This is a genomic window from uncultured Tessaracoccus sp., from assembly GCF_947255005.1.
Taxonomy (GTDB): Bacteria; Actinomycetota; Actinomycetes; order Propionibacteriales; family Propionibacteriaceae; genus Arachnia.
Genome location: NZ_CAMYFI010000016.1, coordinates 1 through 18,878, shown reverse-complemented (window position 1 = coordinate 18,878; position 18,878 = coordinate 1). Strand labels below are relative to the sequence as shown.

The 18,878-nt window shown below is 65.0% G+C and carries 20 protein-coding genes; 6 read left to right on the top strand and 14 right to left on the bottom strand.

The window, feature by feature from the left end:
- Positions 1-9: 9 nt before the first annotated feature.
- A complete protein-coding gene (locus Q0X61_RS05325; RefSeq protein ID WP_297741078.1) occupies positions 10-1,200 on the top strand; it encodes a M20 family metallopeptidase in 1,191 nt (396 codons plus the stop codon).
- Positions 1,201-1,306: 106 nt separating this feature from the next.
- Here the strand turns inward: Q0X61_RS05325 and tkt are convergent, their stop codons facing one another.
- The 4 genes from tkt to Q0X61_RS05305 all read right to left on the bottom strand — a co-directional run bounded on the left by tkt (position 1,307) and on the right by Q0X61_RS05305 (position 4,796).
- Positions 1,307-3,358: a transketolase gene (gene tkt / locus Q0X61_RS05320; RefSeq protein ID WP_297741076.1), complete on the bottom strand. Its 2,052-nt coding sequence runs from the start codon at positions 3,356-3,358 to the stop codon at positions 1,307-1,309.
- Between the two features lie 119 nt (positions 3,359-3,477).
- Positions 3,478-3,663, bottom strand: coding sequence for a hypothetical protein (locus Q0X61_RS05315; protein ID WP_297741075.1), 186 nt, complete (start codon positions 3,661-3,663; stop codon positions 3,478-3,480).
- A gap of 60 nt (positions 3,664-3,723) precedes the next feature.
- Positions 3,724-4,290 (bottom strand): hypothetical protein, encoded by a 567-nt coding sequence (locus Q0X61_RS05310; RefSeq protein WP_297741073.1) that lies wholly within the window; start codon positions 4,288-4,290, stop codon positions 3,724-3,726.
- Positions 4,290-4,796 (bottom strand): phosphoribosyltransferase, encoded by a 507-nt coding sequence (locus Q0X61_RS05305; RefSeq protein WP_297741072.1) that lies wholly within the window; start codon positions 4,794-4,796, stop codon positions 4,290-4,292. Before Q0X61_RS05305 ends, Q0X61_RS05310 begins: the two co-directional genes overlap by 1 nt.
- Before the next feature lie 69 nt (positions 4,797-4,865).
- Here Q0X61_RS05305 and Q0X61_RS05300 point away from each other — a divergent pair, with 69 nt between their 5' ends.
- Genes Q0X61_RS05300 through Q0X61_RS05290 form a run of 3 tightly spaced genes read left to right on the top strand, consistent with a single transcriptional unit; the run spans position 4,866 to position 7,746 of the window.
- Positions 4,866-5,645 carry a hypothetical protein gene (locus Q0X61_RS05300; RefSeq protein WP_297741071.1) on the top strand — a complete coding sequence of 260 codons (780 nt, stop codon included), beginning with the start codon at positions 4,866-4,868 and terminating at the stop codon, positions 5,643-5,645.
- A gap of 10 nt (positions 5,646-5,655) precedes the next feature.
- A complete protein-coding gene (locus tag Q0X61_RS05295) occupies positions 5,656-6,267 on the top strand; it encodes an SIMPL domain-containing protein (RefSeq protein WP_297741069.1) in 612 nt (203 codons plus the stop codon).
- Positions 6,268-6,324: 57 nt separating this feature from the next.
- Positions 6,325-7,746 (top strand): MBL fold metallo-hydrolase RNA specificity domain-containing protein, encoded by a 1,422-nt coding sequence (locus Q0X61_RS05290; RefSeq protein ID WP_297741067.1) that lies wholly within the window; start codon positions 6,325-6,327, stop codon positions 7,744-7,746.
- Here Q0X61_RS05290 and Q0X61_RS05285 read toward each other — a convergent pair.
- The 9 genes from Q0X61_RS05285 to Q0X61_RS05245 form a co-directional block, all read right to left on the bottom strand.
- A complete protein-coding gene (locus tag Q0X61_RS05285; protein WP_297741066.1) occupies positions 7,707-8,312 on the bottom strand; it encodes an ATP-binding protein in 606 nt (201 codons plus the stop codon). The genes Q0X61_RS05290 and Q0X61_RS05285 overlap by 40 nt on opposite strands.
- Complete coding sequence (locus Q0X61_RS05280; protein ID WP_297741065.1) at positions 8,305-8,730, bottom strand: hypothetical protein; 426 nt, start codon at positions 8,728-8,730, stop codon at positions 8,305-8,307. Before Q0X61_RS05280 ends, Q0X61_RS05285 begins: the two co-directional genes overlap by 8 nt.
- A 60-nt stretch (positions 8,731-8,790) precedes the next feature.
- The gene (locus tag Q0X61_RS05275; RefSeq protein ID WP_297741063.1) at positions 8,791-9,141 is read right to left on the bottom strand and encodes a DUF4298 domain-containing protein; all 351 of its coding nucleotides are present in this window, start codon (positions 9,139-9,141) and stop codon (positions 8,791-8,793) included.
- A gap of 88 nt (positions 9,142-9,229) precedes the next feature.
- Entirely contained in the window at positions 9,230-10,345 is a 1,116-nt protein-coding gene (locus tag Q0X61_RS05270; protein WP_297741062.1) for a DUF4185 domain-containing protein, read from the bottom strand.
- Positions 10,346-10,585: 240 nt separating this feature from the next.
- Positions 10,586-11,995, bottom strand: coding sequence for a class II fumarate hydratase (fumC, locus tag Q0X61_RS05265; protein WP_297741060.1), 1,410 nt, complete (start codon positions 11,993-11,995; stop codon positions 10,586-10,588).
- Positions 11,996-12,107: 112 nt separating this feature from the next.
- Complete coding sequence (locus tag Q0X61_RS05260) at positions 12,108-13,277, bottom strand: AZOBR_p60025 family cell surface glycopolymer formation protein (RefSeq protein WP_297741058.1); 1,170 nt, start codon at positions 13,275-13,277, stop codon at positions 12,108-12,110.
- Positions 13,278-13,481: 204 nt separating this feature from the next.
- Positions 13,482-14,222 (bottom strand): MOSC domain-containing protein, encoded by a 741-nt coding sequence (locus Q0X61_RS05255; RefSeq protein ID WP_297741057.1) that lies wholly within the window; start codon positions 14,220-14,222, stop codon positions 13,482-13,484.
- A 187-nt stretch (positions 14,223-14,409) separates the two neighbouring features.
- Positions 14,410-15,030, bottom strand: coding sequence for a response regulator transcription factor (locus tag Q0X61_RS05250; protein ID WP_297741055.1), 621 nt, complete (start codon positions 15,028-15,030; stop codon positions 14,410-14,412).
- A gap of 12 nt (positions 15,031-15,042) precedes the next feature.
- A complete protein-coding gene (locus Q0X61_RS05245) occupies positions 15,043-16,221 on the bottom strand; it encodes a sensor histidine kinase (protein ID WP_297741053.1) in 1,179 nt (392 codons plus the stop codon).
- A 128-nt stretch (positions 16,222-16,349) separates the two neighbouring features.
- On the opposite strand from Q0X61_RS05245, the gene Q0X61_RS05240 reads away from it, so the two are divergent.
- Positions 16,350-17,414, top strand: coding sequence for an ABC transporter permease (locus Q0X61_RS05240; RefSeq protein ID WP_297741052.1), 1,065 nt, complete (start codon positions 16,350-16,352; stop codon positions 17,412-17,414).
- Between the two features lie 29 nt (positions 17,415-17,443).
- Positions 17,444-18,133, top strand: coding sequence for an ABC transporter ATP-binding protein (locus Q0X61_RS05235; RefSeq protein WP_297741050.1), 690 nt, complete (start codon positions 17,444-17,446; stop codon positions 18,131-18,133).
- Positions 18,134-18,144: 11 nt separating this feature from the next.
- On the opposite strand, the gene Q0X61_RS05230 is transcribed toward Q0X61_RS05235, so the two are convergent.
- Positions 18,145-18,582 carry a dCMP deaminase family protein gene (locus tag Q0X61_RS05230; RefSeq protein ID WP_297741048.1) on the bottom strand — a complete coding sequence of 146 codons (438 nt, stop codon included), beginning with the start codon at positions 18,580-18,582 and terminating at the stop codon, positions 18,145-18,147.
- Positions 18,583-18,878 lie beyond the last annotated feature (296 nt).

Below are 18,878 nucleotides of genomic sequence, written 5' to 3'. Positions count from 1 at the left end.
GGACGATACATGTCTGAATTGGATCCCTACCTGAAGCAGCTCCTCACCTGGCGACGCCACCTGCACCAGTGGCCGGAGGCGTCGTTCGAGGAGCACGAGACCGTCGCCTACATTCGCGACGAGCTCACCCGGCGGGTGCCTGATGCCCAGCTCGAGAATCTCACACCGACGAGCCTCGTCGCCGTGCTCGACACCGGGCGTCCGGGACCGAAGGTGGGCGTGCGGGCAGATATCGACGGTCTCGCCATGACCGAGAACCGCCCGGATCTGGAGTTCGCGTCGAAGGTGCCTGGCCGCATGCACGGCTGCGGCCACGACGCGCATACCGCCACCGTGATGTCGGCGCTTGCCTGGGCTGCCGATCATCTCGACGAGCTGCACGGCACCATCGTCGCCATCTTTCAGCACGCCGAGGAGACACCTCCTGGCGGTGCGAAAGAGATGGTCGCCACCGGCTACTTCGACGATTTCGACTACATCTTCGGATTCCATTACTGGGCAACGCTGCCGACGGGCACCGTCGATGTGAAGGATGGCCCGGCCTCAGCGAACTCAGACCTATGGCAGGTGCATCTTCATGGCAAGGGCGCGCACGCGTCGCTGCCTGAGCTTTCCGTCGACGCGGTGCTCGCTGCGACGACGCTTGTCCAGCAGCTGCTGCAGATTCCGGCTAGGCGCATCGGCGGGCTCGACCCAGCCGTCGTCACCACAACCTGGCTCGATGCGGGAAGGCAGCAAGCCCTCAACGTGATTCCTCCGGACGCAAACGTGGGCGGCGTGGTACGCACCCACTCCGACGAGGTGCGCGAGCTCGTGATGGCTGCCTTCAAGGACATCTGCGCGGGGCTCGAGGCTGCGAACCCTGGGCTCACGTGCGAGCTGGACTACCTCGTCGGATATGACATGACGTGGAACGCCCCCGCTCCAACGCAGATTGTTCGGGAGCTCGCGACGAAGCGCTGGCCTGACAAGGTCATCGCCGAGCCGGCCATGCTCGGCGGCGAAGATTTCGCAGCGTTCTCACGCACGGCTCCTTCCACCTACGTCTTCGTGGGCGCTGGCAACGCGGAGAAGGGCTTCGATTCCAGCCATCACTCCCCCACGTTCGGCCTCGACGAGGACGCCTTCCCCATCGCGCTCCAACTCGTCGTTGATGTGCTGCGTAACGCGGAAGCTCTCGCAGCTGCCGGACGCGACTGAGCATGACAATGGGTTGAGCCCTCTCCCGCCTGCACGGGGGAGGGCTCAACCCATTGCTACGTTGCCGCCGGATGCTGGTGGGCCGACGTGGCCCACCAGCCGCGCGTCAGAGAAGGCCCTTGGCGGCCTTCACGACGGCATCGGCGGTCATGCCGAACTCCTCGAAGCACTTGGCGCCGCTCGCCGACGCACCGAAGTGTTCGATGGACACCGACGCGCCATTCGCGCCGAGGTACTTGGCCCAGCCCATCGAGATGCCGGCCTCGACGCTGACGCGCGCGGTGCCCTCCGGGAGCACCTCGGCCTGGTACTCGGCGGGCTGTTCGTCGAACCACTCCTGGCAAGGCATCGAGACGACGCGGGTGGGGGTTCCCTCCGCCTCGAGCTTGTCCTGTGCATCAAGGGCAATTTCCACCTCGGAGCCCGTGGCAATCAGCACCACCTTGGGCGTTGACGACGCCTCGCTCACCACGTAGGCGCCGCGAGCTACACCGTCGGCAGAAGCGTACTTCTCGCCGCGTTCGATGGTGCGCAGGTTCTGGCGCGACAAGATGATGGCCGCCGGCTCGTCGGCACGGCGCAGGATCTCGCCCCACGCCACCGACGTCTCATTCGCGTCGGCAGGGCGCACCACCGAGAAATTGGGGATGGCGCGCAGCGATGCCAGGTGCTCGATGGGCTGGTGGGTGGGCCCATCCTCGCCAACACCGACGGAATCGTGCGTCCACACGAACACCGTCGGAATGGACGACAGCGCCGCGAGGCGTGCCGTTGGGCGCATGTAGTCGGAGAACACGAGGAACGTGCCGCCGTAGGCGCGGGTGAGGCTCGAGAGGTTGATGCCGTTGAGGATGCCTCCCATGGCATGCTCGCGAATGCCGAAGTGGAGGGTGCGGCCGAGCTCGGAGCCTTGCCACTGCGCGGTCTGATGCTCTTCGGGGATAAAGCTCGGCTGGCCCTTCATCGTCGTGTTGTTGGAGCCGGCGAGGTCGGCTGAACCGCCCCACAGCTCGGGCAGCTGGTCGGCCAGTGCGGTGAGCACTTCGCCGGAGGCAGCGCGCGTCGACATCGACCCTTCTTCGAACACGGGCAGCGACAGATCTTCAGGGAGCTTGTGCGCGCGGATGCGTTCAAGCAGCTCGGCGCGATCGGGATGAGCTGCCTTCCACTCGTCGAAGCGGGTGTTCCACTCGTCGCGGGCGGCCTTGCCGCGCTCGGCCAGGTTGGCGCGGGTGGCGGCGACGATGTCATCTTCAATCTTGAAGGGCTCGTTGTCGAAGCCGAGGAGTTCCTTCATGGCGGCGATCTCGTCGGCACCGATCTTGGCGCCGTGCACGCTGTGGTCGCCCTGCTTGTTCGGCAGCGGCCAGCCGATGACGGTGCTCAGGCGGATGAAGGACGGCTTGTCCGTTACCTGCTGGGCCTGCTCGATGGCGTTGTACAGCGCCTCGACATCCTCGCGGTACTCGGTGTGGCCATTCGTCCAGTCGACCTCCTGCACATGCCAGCCGTAAGCCTCATAGCGTTGAGCGACGTCCTCCGTGAAGGAGATTTTCGTGTCGCCTTCGATGGAGATGTTGTTGTCGTCGTAGATGACGATGAGGTTGCCGAGCTCCTGGGTGCCGGCCAGCGACGACGCCTCCGACGTGATGCCCTCCTGGAGGCATCCGTCGCCGACGATGCAATACACGTTGTAGTCGAACAGCGACTCGCCCGCCTTGGCTTCGGGATCGAACAGCGCACGGTGGCGACGAGCAGCCATCGCCATGCCGACGGCGTTACTCAAGCCAGCGCCGAGGGGCCCCGTCGTGCACTCAATGAACTTGGTGTGGTTGTACTCGGGGTGGCCGGGCGTCTTGGAGCCCCAGGTGCGCAGCGACTGGATGTCTTCCATCTCGAGGCCGAGGCCGCCCAGGTAGAGCTGTGCGTACTGCAGCATCGACGCGTGGCCGGCGGAGAGCACGAACCGATCACGGGCGATCCATTTGTCGTCTGCGGGGTCGGTGCGCATCACCTTCTGATACAGCAGGTGCGCCACGGGGGCCAGGGAAATCGGCGTGCCGGGGTGGCCGTTGCCCACCTTCTCCACCGCGTCTGCGGCAAGCACGCGGGCAGTGTCGACAGCGCGGGCGTCAGTGTCAGTCCATTCGAGCGTCACGATTGCTCCTCTTCGAGAAAATACAGTTACTCAGATTCAAGGGTAGTCGGCTTCCAACTGGCAGCGACGCGGAGGTCTCCCCCAGCGCCACACCGTTCGGACCCGCGAGTGGGCCTGGATCAGAAGTCGAAGTCGGGCAGGTCAACGAGCGACGCGGACCCGTCGTTGGCGTCGCCATCCTCCTGGGCGACGGTGCTGGGTGCGGTGCCCGGCTCATTGGGGCGCACGTTGCCGCCTATCGCGTCGCGTACGAGTTTGGCGAGGTCGTCGCCCTCGGCTGGGTCGAAGGTTCGGGTCTCAGGCATAGGCGTTTCCTTTCCACAGAAAGCATAGGCAGGCGGGCAACCCTGTGAGTGTTACGCGCCTCAGTGGCGTCGGCGACGGAAGCCCGCGATGAGCATCCCCACCACCACGCCGAGCAGCACCAGCAGCGTTCCTCCGATGAGCACAATATTCATCGGGTTGGGTTCGACACCGTCCATCTTGACCTCGCCTGGAGGGTAGGCCGGATCCAGCGACGGCGCAACGCCCGGGCCAAGCACGGCGGTGACGGCCTCGTCGAGTTCTGGCGCATACGTGCCACTGCCCGAGCACGCCTCGAGCGTGGCGACGCCGTCGGAGCCAAAGTTGGCGATCAGCATGAGTTCGGTGCGCAGCCGAAGGTTCGGCATGCCGCACTCGTTCACGTCGGCCGCGGTGCGCGCGAGGAATGCTGAGTCAAAGTCGCCCTTCCAAACCTTCAACGGAGTCACCGTGTAGAACAATTCACCGTTGGCGGGCGCGGTCTCGATGCGGTCGATGCGCACCTGCGCAACGACAGCTGCATTGCTGGCGTGCTCAGCCGTGGGCGGCGTCGGGCAACTGCAGGCCAGCGCCTGGGGGGCTGCCACGGCGAGGAGCACCGTCGCAAGCAAGGCGATGAGCCTGCGCATCACTCAGCGCCCGGCAGCAGCGGCGGTTTCGCCGACCAAGGAAAGACGATCCACTTGTCCGTGCGCCGCCAGACGTACTCCGGGTCGACAACAGTCTGCGGTTTCGCGTACAGCACGGCCGAGCGAACGTCGGCACCGAAACCGCGCAGCAATTTGATGACCAGCGCGAGGGTGCGGCCGGAATCTGCCACATCGTCGACGACGAGCAGCTGCTTGCCTGCGATAGCATTCGTGTCGAGCATGGGAGCCAGCAGCACCGGGTCAGGCAGCGTCGCGTTGACGTCGGTGTAGAACTCGACGTTGATCGCGTCGGTGAGCTTCACACCCAGCGCGTACGTCAGACCGCCGGCGAGCAGCATCCCGCCGCGAGCCACGGCGACGATGATCTCGGGGCGAAACCCGGAATCGACGACGGTGCGCGCCAGGTCGTCGGTGGCGTCGCCCAGCCCCTGCCAGGTGAGCACTTCCTTGTCGTCGAAATCCGTCGCATCTGCGTGGTAAGCCATGAGTAAAGGGTAGTCGAGATCCGATATCGGCTCGGCGTCGGGAGGGCGAAGTCGGGTAGCGTTTTCCGTATGGCCACTCGACGAGTTTTCTCCAACGCACACTGCACCGCGGCAGCGCTCGATCGCGGCGCCACCATCACCAGCTGGCATCCGCGTGACGGCCACGAGGCTCTTTTCGTCACCAGCGAAGCGAACCCCGACGCCGAGTTCCACGGTGGCATCCCCGTGTGCGCCCCCTGGTTCGCCTGGGGCAGTCAGGAGAAGCGAAAGCCCACGAAACACGGCCTCGTGCGCTGGGTGGACTGGAGATTCGACGGCGCCACCGAGCTGCCGGAAGGCACCCGCGCGTCGTGGTCGTTGCAGGCCCCCGAGACCGCGCATATCCCCGGCGCGACGGGCTACCCCCACGACCTTTCCTACCGTTATGAAGCCACGTTCGGAAAGGCCCTCGATGTGGCCCTCACTATTTCCTCGCCCACCCAAGACTGCGTGGTCGACGATGCGCTGCACACCTACTTCCTCGTCGGCGCCGTGGGCGATGCTCGAGTGGAAGGCGTCACCGCAGAACCCATCGCCGTGCCCGACGCGCACGACGAGATCTACCTCGGCGCGGCCACCGGGCCGGTGCGCATCGTGCTACCCGACCGCACCATCACCATCACCGCCCACAGCGCGCAGGACGTCGTCGTCTGGAACCCCGGCGAAGAGTATGCTGCTGGCCTGGCTGACTTCGATGGCAGTGAATGGGCCCGCATGCTGTGCGTCGAGGTGGGCAACGTGGGCGAGCATGCCGTCACCATCCCCGCCGGGCGACAGCACACGCTGGGCATGCGCATCACAATGGCATGAGGAGAACGTCATGGAAATCACCATCACCGGACGAGCAGAGCGCTCCTACACACCTCAACTCGCGGCGTTGTATCTGAGCGTCGAGGGCGAGGGTCTCGACGCAGCACGCGTGGTAGCCGACGTGCAACAACGTGCGGGCTCGCTCATCCAGCAGCTCGACGAGCTACCCTCGAGCGTGCTCGAACGGTTCCACACCGACGGGGTGAGCAGCTGGTCCGCGAATGACTCGGAGAAGGTGGTGTACCGCGCGTCGTGTGCGCTACGGGCGACGTTTCGCGACACGGCCGAGATGGCACGCCTGAGTGCTGCCTGGGCAGCCGGCGGGGTGCACGTCGGGTATATCTCGTGGCGCCTCACACCTGAGCAGCGCGATGACGCCGAGCAGAGCCTCATCGCGGATGCGCTGGCTGAGGCGCGCACCAAGGCCGAACGCATCGCCAAGGAGCTCGGGGCGAAGCGGTGCGTTGTCGAATGGGTTCGCGACGGGTCGCTGCCTGGTGCCGACGGATTCTCCCCTCGCCAGATGGCCTTCGCCAGCGTGGGCGCCACTGAGCCCGTCGAGGCGCGCCCTGAAGACGTGGAGGTGAGCGTCGAGCTCACCGTCGGCTTCCGCGCGGAGTAGGCCCGCAACCTTTCGGATTCCGCACACAAACGCTCGCCGCTGCGGCACAGTGGAGCCATGACTGAACCTGTCACCCTGCAGTTCCTCGGTGCCGCCGGCACCGTTACCGGCTCGAAGTACCTGCTCGAGCAAGGCACTAGGCGCATCCTGGTGGATGCAGGCATGTTCCAAGGGCAGAAAGACCTTCGCCGGCTCAACTGGCAGGAGTTCCCCGTCGACGCCGCCAGCTTAGAGATGCTTCTCGTCACCCACGCGCACGCCGATCACACCGCCTACATCCCTGCCCTTGTCAACCAGGGATTCAGCGGGCCGATTTGGTGTACGGAGGCCACGGCTAAACTCGCGGAGATCGTGATGCGTGACGCCGCGCACCTCCAGGAACTCGCCACAGAGCACGCCGTCAAGGGCGGCTACTCCAAGCATCGAAACCCTCGCCCGCTCTACACCACTGAGGACGCGGAGCGGGCCATCCGGCAGCTGCGCTGGGTGCCGTTCGACGAAGATGTCGAGCTGGGCGATGAGCTCACCGCACGCTGGACGCGCACCGCGCACATGTTGGGAGCCGCGTCGATCCACGTGCGGTTCGCGGGCACCGACGTGCTCTTCTCGGGCGATGTCGGGCGTCCTGAGCACAAGCTGCTTCGTGCCCGCGACACCCCGCCAGGCGCACGCTTCGTGCTGTGCGAATCAACCTACGGCGACCGCGAACACGCCGAGCCGGAAGTCCCTCACGAGGTGATGGCCGACGCCATCACCCGCACCATCGAACGCGGCGGCGCGGTGCTCATCCCGGCTTTCGCCATCGACCGCACCCAGTCGGTGATGTATGCGCTCGCACACCTGCAGGCCGAGGGCCGCATCCCCGAGGTTCCCATCATCGTCGATGGGCCCATGAGCATGAAGGCCCTCGACGTGTACCGCGACATGTCCGACGAGTTTCGCGACGAGGTACAGCTGAGCGATTTCATCGCCAGCAAGCACTTCGTCGAGGCCCGCACTGCGCAGCAGTCGAAGAAGGTGCGCGCTCGACGCGATCCACGCATCATCATCTCGAGCTCCGGCATGCTCGAAGGCGGCCGCGTCCTGTCCCACCTGCAGCAGCTCCTCCCCGACCCGAAAAACTCCATCATTCTCACCGGCTTCCAGGCTCAGGGCACCCGTGGCAGGGCGCTCATCGACGGCGCCCGTCACGTGAAGATCTTCGGCAGGCACGTGCCGCGTCGCGCCGAGGTACTGCAAGACCGAGAATTTTCAGGGCACGCCGACGCTTCCGAGTTGGTGAGCTGGCTGGCTGCGCTCAGCCCCAAGCCGGAAACCATCTTCCTCACCCACGGTGAACCGGCCGCAGCCGAAGCGCTCGAAACCCGGGTTGAGCATGAGCTGGGCATCATGACCGTCGTCGCTTCGCTGGGCGAGAAGGTACTGCTGAGCGATCCGCCTCAGGATTCGGATGACGATGAGAGCGAGGATGAAGCCTGAGCTAACCCAATATCCACATGCGATTCTCGATCTGCCTCGATTTCACCGTTGTCGGCAAACGCATGTGGATATTGGGTTAGGTCCGCTTCGGTAACCCGCACCGCGCCCTCGTCGTCGGCGGGCGGTTCGAACGTCGCGATCCACTTGTCGAGCTGTTCTGGCGAGACGCACACTTGGTGCGGCCCGCGAGAGCCGGCATTTCTCGCCGCAAGCCGGCGATGCAGCTCCGCCGCAGGCACATCCAGGTGCACCAACACGACGCGCGCCCCCGCGTCCTCAGCGAGGGCGCGATACTCGTCGCGGCGTGCTCTGGAGACCAGCGCATAGTCCAGCACCACGTCTCGCCCCTGAGCGACGAGCTTCCTGAGGCGCCGCTTGTGTTCCACCTTGATCTGGCGCTGCACGGCCGGCGGCAACGGCTGCTCACGGCATCCGGCGTCCCAGGCGTCCTGGTCCACCGATAGCCACACGAACCCTTGTTCTGCGAGTTGCCGTGCGAGCGTGCTCTTGCCCGAACATGTGAGCCCGCACAGCAAGACGACGGTGCTTCTGCGTGAGTTACTCAAGGGTGAAGTTGCACGTCGTGCTGACGTCCATGGTCGGCGTCGAGAAGTCGACTGTTTCACCGCGCGTGATGCGAACAGCACGCTTGAGATCGCTGTGGTCGAAGCCGCCCTCGCTCACCCTGGGGGCGAGCGCCTCGCTCAGCCCGAGCTTCACGTCGTCGCCGCTCACTTCCTTCACCGTGACCTTCAGATCGCCGGTGAGTATGCGGATAGTGAGTGTGTCTCCTTCCTGGAGGTCGCGCAGCGTGGCGATACGCGGCTCCGGAGGTTCAGGCGTCTCGCCGTCTAGCAGGGGCCAACCGTTTGCATCCGTTGCTGTGACCGTCAGCGTCAGCGGTGGCTGCACAGGTTCTTCCGCACCCCCGCATGCGGTGAGCGCCAGCATCGTGAGAGCAGCGGCTGCAAGCACCTTCTTCATCTTCATCCTCCTAGGCTCCAAGCATAGGCAGCGCGGGGCATGCCACCCACGTGTAATCGACTACGCGTCGGTGTTGCCTTCCTCCACTTCGCGGGTGGGGCGCTCGTAGGCGTCTACCAGGCGCTTCGCAACCTCCGCGATGTACTTCGTCGCCTCGTAGAAGCGGCCCATCTCGTTCCAGATGCCGTCTTCGCTGAAGACACCGTACTCACCGTCGGGAGTGCCGTCGAGGATCTTGAAGTCCTCGCGCCACTGGCCTTCGTAGTACTCCATGAGCGGTTTGAGCGCGGCCCACGCGGCCTCGAGGCGCTCGTCGACGGTCCAGAGGTCGTCGTTGAGTTCCGTGATTGCCGCGAGGCGCTTCTCGTTCTCGCGCACCCGCTCCATGCGCTGGTCGTGATTATCAGCCATGCCCTTCATTCTACGAGCACTATCCCCGACACAGCACAGCCGAAGCATCCGCCCCACGCTCAACTACGGCGGAGCGGACGCCACATCGTTAGACGCTGCCTACCCAATGCTCGACGTGATACGCCCGCGTCACGTTGTTCCAATCTCGCTTCCATTGGGAAACCATCAAATGCAGACCGTTCCTCTTCGATGTAGACCAGGGATGGATGAAGCCGCCGTAGTACTGCGCGGGCATGATGGGGCTAATCTGTACGACCGGATCGCTCCAGAGGCCGTCAGGACGGCTGGCTGTGCGCGTGACGAGCTGCCCTAGGCCCACGCCGTAGTCGACGTACGCCATCACCCAGGTGCCATCCCTGAGCTTGCGCACCGACGGTTCACCAAACTTGGCTTGCAGGATGGGGGTGCAGGGGCGACCCCAGCCCCAGTTGGATCCGTTCCAGCCCCAGCCCTCATAGGCGTTTTTGTCGAGAATGCGGGTCCAATGCACGCGCTGCAGCATCATGGGCCCGTATTGACGGCCCGAACATACGGAGAAGACGTAGACGAAATCGCCATCGCGCTGCATCGTCCACATCTGAAAAGCGTTGGTGTTCTCGGGAGTATTGAACCAATGCACGGGGACGCGCTGGAAGTCATTGCCGTTGTCGGAGTACGCGAGCCCAGCAAAGCCGCTGCGAAAACCACGCGGATGCGCCCAGTTGTCCATGCTCATGAAGGAGACCACCTGCCGGCCCGTCTCGGGGAATGAAACGCCATCGTTGGGGATGACAGTGAATTCGTGCTGGCCAGCCACCCAGCCGCCATGCGCGTTCCACATCAGCTCTCGTGCCGGGGCGTTCCCGTAGACTCTGGCCGCACTATCAAAGATGATCCCGTCGTTCGGGTGCCTCGCGCTTCGCAGCATCACCGGCGAGCGATGGTTGCCGCCACCTTCGGGGCTCATGGTGGAAAAGGTGTCGCCGAAGAGATACCCAATGGAGCCGTTTTCCAAGACGTAGGGGATGCCGAGATCGGTACCGGCAACCTGCCAGTTCCTGGCGGTATACATGTCTGCCCCCGTGAGGCGAGCCTTGTGATAGGCGCGCCCGGCTGCCTGCGCCGTGTCCAGCATGGACGTAGGCGCCAGCGTCGGTGCTGCCGCAGCCGCGAGCGCACCGCCCGCGATCAGCTTTCCGAATCCGCGACGGTTCAGCTTGGCCATCGTTGGTTCCTTTCGAGCGTGGTGTGCTTCCCAGCGATTCAACTGCCCGCCAGGAGCATCATCGTCGGGAACCAACACTTCTGGCAGGAACCGGACACCATGATGGAGCAGCGATGCTTCCCTCCCGACGGTGCTCGCTCGCCGACACTGGTGGGCGCGGCACATGCAACGGAGCCGTGGAACGCGACACCCAAACGGTGTCGGCCCACGGCTCCGCCGGCGGTTACCGCGTCACGACGATCACTCGTCGGCAGCGCTGGGATGGGTCATGTCGGCGGGCACCACCCACTGATCGAACTGCTCTTCGGTCAAGAACCCCAGCTCGAGGGCAGACTCGCGCAGCGACAGCCCCTTCTTGTGCGCATTCTTGGCGATCTGCGAGGCCTTGTCGTACCCGATGTGGCGGTTGAGCGCCGTCACCTGCATGAGGTTGGTGTCCAGATTCTCCTGGATCTTCTCCCTGTTGGGCTCAATGCCGTAGGCGCAGTGGTCGTCGAAGGAGACGCAGGAGTCGCCAAGCAGCTGAATGGATTCCAGCACGCACCATGCCATGACGGGCTTGTACACGTTGAGCTGGAAGTTGCCCTGCGAACCGGCAAACCCGACGGTGGCGTCGTTGCCGAACACCTTCGTCGCCACCATCGTCATGGCCTCGCACTGGGTGGGGTTCACCTTGCCAGGCATGATCGAGGAACCGGGCTCGTTCTCGGGGATGAGGAGTTCGCCGATGCCGTTGCGCGGGCCGGATGCATACCAACGCACGTCGTTGGCAATCTTCATGAGCGCGTCAGCGAGCACACGCAGCGCGCCGGAAACGAGAACGAGCGCATCATGGGCACCGAGGGCGGCGAAGAGGTTGTCGGCCTGCTTGAAGTCGATGCCGGTTTCTTCCGAGATCTTCTTCGCGGCGAGCTCACCGAACTTCGGGTGCGCGTTGAGGCCGGTACCGACGGCGGTACCACCGATCGCGAGTTCGCGGGCGCGCGAGTCTGCATACTCGATGCCCTCGAGCGCGAAGTCGATCTGCGCAACCCAGCCGGAGAACACTTGGCCCAGCCGGATCGGGGTGGCGTCCTGCAGGTGGGTGCGCCCCACCATGATGATGTCGTCGAACTCCTTGGCCTTCTTATCCAGCGTGTCGCGCAACTGGCGCACGCGCGGATACATCGCCTGTAGCTCGTTCACGACAGCGATGTGCATGGCCGTCGGGAAGGTGTCATTTGACGACTGGCCGCGGTTGACGTGGTCGTTCGGGTGCACCGGCGTCTTCGAGCCCAACTCGCCGCCGGCCAGCTCGATGGCGCGGTTGGAGATGACCTCGTTGACGTTCATGTTCGACTGAGTGCCAGACCCGGTCTGGAACACCACCAGCGGGAAATGATCGTCCAGATCACCGGCGATCACTTCATCGCCGGCCTTGACGATGAGGTCGGCGACGTCCTGCGGCAGCTCGCCCAACTCAGCATTGGCGAGCGCGGCCGCCTTCTTCAGCGTGCCCAGGGCCTTCACCATGGGGCGGCCCCAGACGAAGGTCTCGCGGCCAATATCGAAGTTGTGGAGGGAGCGTTCGGTCTGGGCTCCCCAGTAGCGGTCGGCAGCGACCTCAATGGTGCCCATCGAATCGGATTCAGTACGAGTATGCTCTGCCACTTGTGGCTCCTTCGCGTGACGGAAACGTGTGGTTCCAAGCCTAGCCGGGGGCTGTGCCCCGCTTCCGGGCAGCCATGGTTCAAGCAGCGCGCAGCCGACGATTCGCCGTCCGTTAGCCCCTTCGGGTTGAGTTCGCGCGCGTAGGGGTGCCTCGTTTCAAGTTCAACGTCACGCCCAGGAGCAGGACGGCGAGCGTCACCGGCACCGACGGAATGCGGAACATCTCGTGGGGGTAGAGCAGGGTGCGCCACCCGAGACACGCCACCAACGCCGACTGAAACACGACGACGAGGCCGAACGCGTCGAACCGACGAAGACCCACCGTCGAAGCAATCACCAGCACGGCCGCCGTCGCCATCAGACCGGGCACCGCCGTCGATCCAATCTGCGACTGCATGGCGCCGCCGAAGCGCAGGCTCGTGGCGAGGCGGAAGGTTTCGAGCCATCCTTCGATCGGGCGGCCGAGATTGCCGTCGTCGTACGTCTTTTGCTCGGCTGCGAAGCGCCCGCGGATGAACAGCAGCCACGCGCCCAGCGCCATGGGCCCGGCGAGCAGCGCAAACAGGCGGCTCCACTCGATGTTGCGTTCGCGTAGGCCTTGGATGAGCCCGCTCACACCGAGCGCGACGGCGACCAGCACGAGCGGCTCTTTGAGTAGGCACATCGCTGCGGTGAGCGCGGCGATTTCGATGGGGCTCGTGCGTTGGTCGAGCCAGCGCAAACACAGCAGCGCGACGAGGAGTAGTTGTGCTGGTTCGGTGAGCGCCGTCGAGGCACTGAACAGCAAACCGGGGCTGCACGCCACGATGAGGCCGAGCCACGGCGACCCGCCAAGCCGTACGGCCAGCCGCGAGACCGCTACCGCCGCGCCAATCATCGACACGAGGCTGAGCGCCCAGAACACCCATGGCAAGGCCGGTGCGTGGCCGAAGCTCAGGGCTCCGGCGATCCAAGAGTAGAGGGGGTGGCCGTACCGGTAGGCCGCCAAGTCGATGAGCTCGTGTGAGCCTCCGGCTACCGCGAAAGGATCCGTCGCCATGGCCCATAGGTAGACGCCGTCGTAGTGGTCGTGCGTCGTGGTGAATTGGAAGGCTGGGTCAACGGCCGCGATGCGAGGCGCGATGGCGTCGGTATCCGCCACGTTCAGTAGCAGGCTCGGGTGGAACACACCCCAGCGCGAACTCATCTGCGTGAGGAGCGCCACCACGGCTGCGATGGCGCCCGTCAGCCACGAGACAACCCACCCACCTGCTGCAGAAGCTGCCGACCTATCTCGACTCATCGGTGGGCGGCCTCCGCACAACGTGCGCCGGGTGCGCTCGGTTCGGGCCGCTGCGGAGGCGTCGCATCAGGGGCGTCCAGCATGCGCACAGTCTAGGCGGAAGCGGGTGGCGGCGGTGAACAACCGAAAAGTGACCGTTATCCTCCACGCGCGGCAAATCTTCGCCGTATAGGCGGGAAATAATGCAGCTGTGGAGGATAACGGTCAGATTCTGCTGGTACCCACCACGCGACCCTGCACGCCGAAGCATGGTTCTCCCGCATCGTTGCGCGGGCGGTAGCCGGCGAGCGTGCGCAGCACGCTGAGGTCACGCTCGCCTGTCGTGGGATGTGCGTCGATCACTGCGCAGCGCCCGATGGCGCCAGTCACCTCGACGAGCACCTCGCCCAAGCGAATTACCTTGCCAGGCCACGCATCTTCCGCGTAGGCCTCGTCGTGGTCCACCAGGTAGGTAGCACGAAATCGAGCTGCCTGCTCGAGGAGATCTGTTGCGTGCACACGTGTGCCCAGGTCGCGTACGCTCGCTGATGTGATGAGAGAGATGGGGCTGCCGTACACGATGGCGCCCCGCTCGGGCTGGGCGAGGCGCACGGATGTGCCCAGGTAGTCGCTGAAGGCAACGTCCAGCTCCGACGGTGCGAAGGTCGCAGGAACCATGCGCTTCCAGTAGCCAACCATGCACTGCTCACCGGTGGGCTGCGGGGAAGTCACCACCGTCGTTCCGTCCGGGAACTGAACGGTGAGCTGCCCCATTTGATGCACGCGAACCGCCAACAATTCGAGATGCTGCACCGTACGCAGCACCTTGAGCTGATCGTCAACGAGGCACCAACGCCGGTCCCCTACCGGGCCGAACGCGTCGACATCGACGGTCCTCGGTTCATGCCGGACGCCCTTGATGGGTGCGTAGCCGAAGCTCACCACGGAGAACGATGGAATGTTCACGTCGCCATGTTGCTACGCCAGGCGCGCGGGCATGCGCGCAGTCTGGGCAGAAGCCGCCTGCAGCGGAGACCAACCGAAAAGTGACCGTTATCCTCCACACACAGCAAATCTTCCCCGTATGGGCGGCAAATGTTGCAGCCGTGGAGGATAACGGTCACTTTTCGCAGCGTCCCGCCCTGCTGACTGCTCAGTCGAGCAGCCCTTGCTCCCTGGCCTTAGCGAGGGCTGCCGTTCGACTGGAGACCCCGAGCTTCGAATACAGCCTTGCCAGGTGCGATTTCACGGTGGCCCGGCTGAGAAAGAGTTCCGCACTGATGGCCTGGTTACTGAGGCCGCGGTCGAGACACAACAGCACGTCGCGCTCCCTTGCGGTGAGTTGCAATGATGGCGTGCGCAGCCGGTGCATCAACTTCGACGCTACTGCCGGTGCCAACACCGGGCGCCCGGCTGCCGCGTCGCGCACTCCGCGGACGAGCACGTCGGCAGGTGAATCTTTCAGCAGGTAGCCGCCGGCGCCGGCTTCCACGGCGCGCAAGATGTCGGTGTCGGTGTCGTAGTTCGTGAGGACGAGCACGGCGGGCGGATCGTCGAGTGACTGGATGCGTTCGACGGCGTCCACCCCTGACGGACCGGATGGGAAGCGGAGGTCCATGGTGATGAGGTCGATGCCCCCTACCTTCGCCCGGTCGACGGCGTCGAGCGCTCGATCGACCTCCCCCACTACCTGGAAATCGGGCTCGGCTTCGAAGACGGCGCGCAAGCCGGCACGCACGATGGGGTGATCGTCGGCAATCAGGATGCGTATCATGCTCGGCTCCTCTCAGGCGGGGACTCTGGCGGCGACGAGGGTGCCGTCGTCGCCCGATGAAACGATGGTGAGCGTCCCTCCCAGTTCCTCGATGCGCGAGCGCATGCCTTGCAATCCGAATCGGCCCTTGCGCGCGGCCGCATCGACGTCGAAGCCGCAGCCGTCGTCGTCGATTTCCAAGGCTACTTCTTCCGGCTCATAGATGAGCGTGATCTGGCAGTGCTGGGCGTTCGCGTGGGCCTCGACGTTGCGCAGAGATTCCTGCGCAACGCGAAACAGCGCTGTTTCGCTGCGTGCATCCAAGCCGCGAGCTGCACCTTCCACGGCGAGCTTTGTGGGCACCTTGGCGTCGTCAGCGAGGCGACGCAGCGCGGGCGCCAGTCCGGTGTCGACGAGATCTGGAGGCGTGAGTTCGCCGATGAATGCCCTGGTCTCGGCGAGCGATGCCTGGGCGGTGTCGCGCGCCAGCGCCAGGTGCGCCCGCACTTGGTCTGCGTCTGTCGCGCGCTCGGCGGCTTGCAGCAGCAGCTGGATGCTCGACAGGGATTGCGCGACGGTGTCGTGCAGGTCGCGTCCAATCCTGGCTCGTTCCGCAATGCGCCCCGCCTCGCGTTCGACCCGCGTCCTCTCCGCCTGGCTCGCGCGCAGCTTCATCAGTAATACTTTCGACGCGTCTGACGAGCGGTACACCATCCGAATCATCGCTACGAACGCGACGATCAGCACGGCCACGACGATCGGCCCGACGACGGTGCCTGCGGTCAGTCCGTGGTGAAACACCTGGCCGGCCACGGTGAATCCCGCGACGATCGCCGTCGCGATGGCGCCTGCGATGGGCGGAAGTAGCCACGACGCGAGCAGCGCCAGCGCGGTGAGGAAGTACGACGCGTCGGGGGATTCGACGATCACCATCGCCCACGGCACGGTCACGGCCAGCAGGAAGATCAGCACGTCGACGTGGAGGTCGTTGGCGGGCCGGCTGAGGTCGTGCATCCGGCTGAGACCGACGAGCCCACCGGCGAGGATGACGCAGGTGATGGCGGTGAATACGACGATGCCGGTCAAATGCGGGTGCCCAAGCGCGAAGGCCATCCCCGCCGGATAAACCGCCAGGCCAGCGAAAAGCAGGCCGATGCCGAGCAGCGCCAGCATCTGCGTCGGCGAAGGGTGCGGGGTTGTGCGTCTGGCCACGTTTCCAGGCTAGTCCGTCGGGGTTGGGTGAAGTTCAGCCAAAAGGATGAGGTGAATCCGTCCCGAAGGTTCTCGTGCGAGAGCACAGGCCAGAGCAGCATGGAAGGTGTTCGAGAAAGGGACTGGCTATGTACTTGGCTTTGCGGGATCTGCGGCACAGCAAGGGCCGCTTCGCACTCATCACTATCGTCGTCGCGCTCATGACGTTGCTCGTCGGGTTCCTCACTGGCCTGACCGGCGGTTTGGCGTCGCAGAACGTGTCTTCACTGATGCGACTTGGTGCTGACAAGGTAGTGTTTTCGATGCCCGACGACGAATCACCCTCGTACACGACGTCTCGGGTGAGCGAACAGCAGGCGAGGGCCTGGAAGGAAGCGGCAGGCGTCGACCGTGCTGACCCGCTCGGCCTCACCTTCGCGCAGGTTGAACGCGGCGATGCCGACGTCGCCGTCGCGCTGCTCGCCACTACGACAGGGCGGATCGACGAGGTGCCCGGCGATGCGGATCACATCACGCTCGGCAAGAGCATCGCGGACGACTTGGGCGTCCACGCGGGTGACACCGTGACGCTCGCCGGCCGCGACATGACCGTCGGGAAACTAGCTGAGAACACGGAGTTCTCCCACCGCGACGTGGCGTGGGTCACCACCGATGCGCTCCACGAGTACCTGGAGAGCACGCGCCAGCCGCAGGCCTACGCCAACGTTCTCCTCGTCGACGGCAACCCCGATGTCAAGGCGATGGATACGGCTCAGAGCACGACGACGCAGGCCCTGCTGCCATCGCTACTCGCGGTGGAGGCACTCAAGTCGGAGATCGGTTCGCTGGGCATGATGATCGGGATGCTCATGGTGATCGCCGTGCTCGTGATCGGCGTGTTCTTCCTCGTGTGGTCGATGCAGCGCCAGCGCGACATCGCGATTTTGAAGGCGCTTGGCGCAAGTAATGGTTGGATTTCGACGGATGCGCTCGGCCAGGCGCTGCTCGTGCTGCTGATCGGGGTGGGGCTCGGCACCGGGGCCACCGTCGGGCTTGGACTGCTCGTCGGCAATGCGCTCCCGTTTGTGATGAATTGGCTCACCCTGCTCGTGCCGTCGGTGGGCATGGTGATCGCCGGCCTGCTGGGTGCCTATGTGTCGCAGCGGCGCATCACCGCCGTCGATCCCCTGGTCGCGCTGGCTTCGGCCGCCTGACCCTCACTCTCGCCACGAAAGGAACGCTCATGCTGAAACTCACCGATGTCATCCTCACCTACCCCGACGGCGACGAGCGCGTCACGGCGCTCGATAACGTCTCACTCACGGTGGAGCCCAACACCTTCGCGGCCGTCACCGGCCCGAGCGGCTCGGGCAAATCCAGCCTGCTGGCCGTGGCGTCGACCCTTGTCACACCAGATTCCGGCCACGTGGACATCGACGGCACAGACATCACGACGTTGAACTCGAAGGGGAAAGCGGCACTTCGTCGAAGCAAGCTGGGGATCGTCTTTCAGAGCCCGAACCTCATTCCGTCCCTCACCGTGCGCGAGCAGCTCGAAGTGGTGCTGCGGATGGGCAGCCGTGGGGCCCGTGAGCGCAGCATGGCGCAGATCCCGGAGGTGCTCGACGCCGTCGGGTGCAGCAAGCTCGCCGATCGCCTGCCCGCACAGCTGTCCGGTGGTCAGCAGCAGCGCGTCAATATTGCACGGGCGATCATCCACGAGCCGTCGGTGATGCTCGTCGACGAGCCCACGAGCGCGCTCGACCAGGAGCGGGGCAACGAGATCATCGAGCTGTTGCGCCGCATCACGCATGAGCGCAAGCTGGCCACCGTCGTCGTGACGCACGAACCGGAGCAGCTGCCCAGCTTCGACGCTGCGTTCGAGATGCGCGACGGTGTGCTCGCCCAGATGCGCCACCGCATGGCTGCGTGAGGGGCGGCGGGTCAGGCGTCGAAGGCGCTGACCTCTACGCCTGCAGCCCGTAGGATCTCCGCGCCCGACGGGAGCTGCGCGTCCACGCGGTTCTGCTCCTTATACGGTGACGCGTAGAGCACGCGGCGCACGCGGCGGCTGTTGACGATAAGGCGCGCGCAGGTGGCGCAGGGCTCGTGCGTGACGTAGAGCGTGTGCTGCTCGCCGTTCCAATTGGCGGCGAGCAGGGCGTTCACCTCAGCGTGGATGAAGCCCGAGAGGCCCTGCTCCATCGATTCGCGTTCGTTCGGCTCACCCGCGGCGCGCCCGTTGTAGCCGACGCCGACCACCCGGTTGTTGTGATCGAGCAGGCACGCTCCGACCTGCACCTTCGCATCTGCGGAGCGGGTGCCCCACAGCCTGGCTGTGGCCATGCCGAGTTCATCAAATGTAGGGCGTTGCGTAGTCACGCGCTCACTCTACCGCCGACGGTTCGCCCTCGCCCTTGCTGTTCGTCGAGCGCCCTTTGCCAGATCGTCGAGTAACGGGCGAAGCCCGTGTATCGAGACGCGTCCCGGGGTTTCGACACGCCCGCTACGCGGGCGGCTCAACCACCGGTCTTGCTCACCCGGCGCCCCGATCGTCGAGTAGCGCTGAAGGCGCGTATCGAGACGCATCTTCACACTCACCAAAACTGCAAAACTCGCCAACTGAATCGCCCTGGGTTTCGTTCCTACCTGCTTCCCTGTCCAGCGAGCGCTGGCTG